Here is a 2,039-nt window from a genome sequence, read left to right on the forward strand (position 1 = left end):
ACTCCATTCTGTTTGATACATCTAAGCGTACTCAAAATGGTTGTAACTATCAACAAAGTTTTAGTGGTTACCCACTATATTTGGCGAAAGGCCAAAAAACATCCCGAGGTGATTGGTCTCGGGATGCCTTTTAGGAGTTTTCTTATTATGTGGAGCCTATTGGCTCTTAAGCTATCATGATATGTTTCTTTTCAGGAAGCTTTTCCTGTTCTTTCTTAGGAATGGTAAGTGTCAGAACTCCGTGATGGAAGGCTGCCTTTACGTCCTCTTCTGTGATCTGGTCGCCTACATAGAAGCTTCTCTGCATCGAGCCACTGTATCGCTCCTGCCTGATCAGACGTCCTTTCTTATCATTCTTGTCATTGTTCATGTTCTTTGAAGCACTGATTGTAAGATACCCGTCATTCAATTCAAGGTTAATATCCTCTTTGGCAAAACCAGGAAGATCAACACTAACTTCATACTGGTTATCCTCTTCCTTAACATCAGTCTTCATCAGCCTGTCGGCGTGACGTCCGTAGAGCTTCCGCTCCATGTTGTTCAGTTCTCTGAAATCCGGAAAATTGAACAGATTGTCAAAAAGATTTTCTTCAAAAATACTAGGTGCTAACATAGTTTTTTCCTCCTTTGCATCAAAAACATTTATTTTTGAGCATTGGGACGGAGGGTTCAGATCTAGGGAACCTAAGTCCTTATGGTCTTCTCTGTTCCTTTGTTCTATATATGGTATAACACCAAATTAGCACTCTGTCAAGTAGAGTGCTAATTTTCTTATAGGATTTTTATATCATTTCCAATAAATATCAAAAAACTGCTGAGGTCCTTTAAATAGAGTAACTATGCTCCCATCATTAAGGTCTACAACCTTAAAAAAGATATCCTCATCATCTGTCGGAGCACCTGCTCCCCAGGGATGCATCTCCTCATAAAGAATACGATCTTCATCAGGAGACAGAACGTACTGGTCGATATAGTAATCATTGCCTACTAGGCTCCTAAGCTTTTCATATATTTCATCTGACTCGTGTTGTTCTTTCTCCAGTCCAGTTACATCGATGGCTTTTTTTGAAAGCCCCCAGAATGTCCGACTGTATGCGCTATCATTGCAAGTAAATACTATGTCTTCATAAACACAACCGGCAATCTGATAAGTTCTATATCAGCTTCGCCTATCCTCTTCGGAAGCAGCTTTGCTGCCTCATATGAGGGATTTACCTCTGCTTTATCAAATGGCTCAAAAGCCGTAACGACTACCTTTTTCATAATCCAGCCTCAAAATCCTTATTTTCCGTCCTCTTTCTGACCTATCCGTCTTTTGTAATCAGAAAGCTCCTCTTCATCTGTAATATCATACGTAGCATCCGCTACTATGGCTGTAATCTTATCCCAGTCTTTTTCAAGGCAGGGCTGCTCGTAATCCCATAGCGGAATTATCTCACAGTCAGTAATACCTGTTTCCTCATACAGTTCCCGCTTTGCTGCCTGAATTGGTGTTTCTCCCTTTTCCACATGTCCTCCGGGATTTTCAAAACTTTCCCTTTTCTTATGCCAGCAGAATACCCACTTGTCCTTATACTTTGTTAGAATCACTACGAATTCAATGTTATCAAGCTGTCCCAAAAAGTAATTTCTTTTAATGTGACGCTTATGACTTATTCATATACTCTTCGAGTATCTTTGTTGCCTCTTCATAACAAGCAAGGTTCTTATAGCCACCAACAAGATCTTTTTCTATTCCATACTTCCTGGATACAAGCTTATAGCGCCCCTTCTCTCCTAAAATGAGTCCGATACGCTCTAATCCGCAGAAAATGTCGCATGGAGCAACTGGTCCAAAGCCATAGTCGCACAGGCAACGGATATACTTATGGCAATCCGGGCAGTATACAATGATATTGCCCAGTGATTCTGTAATATTGATTGTTTTGCCACAGTCTTCACATTTAAATTGGTTCTTCCTCATCGATTAGTACTTGGCTATAGTATAGCATTCCAAGGCGGTGTATAATAGACATATATTGATTCCGAAAGGATAGAGG

At 40.4% G+C, this 2,039-nt stretch carries 4 protein-coding genes; all 4 read right to left on the reverse strand.

What is annotated here, in order from left to right; translation table 11 throughout:
* Positions 1–166: 166 nt before the first annotated feature.
* The gene (locus BLR42_RS22225) at positions 167–613 is read right to left on the reverse strand and encodes an Hsp20/alpha crystallin family protein (protein ID WP_022762324.1); all 447 of its coding nucleotides are present in this window, start codon (positions 611–613) and stop codon (positions 167–169) included.
* A 503-nt stretch (positions 614–1,116) separates the two neighbouring features.
* A complete protein-coding gene (locus BLR42_RS22230; RefSeq protein WP_091873925.1) occupies positions 1,117–1,263 on the reverse strand; it encodes a pyroglutamyl-peptidase I family protein in 147 nt (48 codons plus the stop codon).
* 18 nt (positions 1,264–1,281) lie between these two features.
* Positions 1,282–1,620, reverse strand: coding sequence for an NUDIX domain-containing protein (locus BLR42_RS22235; protein ID WP_242879481.1), 339 nt, complete (start codon positions 1,618–1,620; stop codon positions 1,282–1,284).
* A gap of 25 nt (positions 1,621–1,645) precedes the next feature.
* Positions 1,646–1,963: a hypothetical protein gene (locus BLR42_RS22240; RefSeq protein ID WP_091873930.1), complete on the reverse strand. Its 318-nt coding sequence runs from the start codon at positions 1,961–1,963 to the stop codon at positions 1,646–1,648.
* Positions 1,964–2,039 lie beyond the last annotated feature (76 nt).

This window comes from Butyrivibrio sp. INlla16 (genome assembly GCF_900104155.1).
Taxonomy (GTDB): Bacteria; Bacillota; Clostridia; order Lachnospirales; family Lachnospiraceae; genus Butyrivibrio.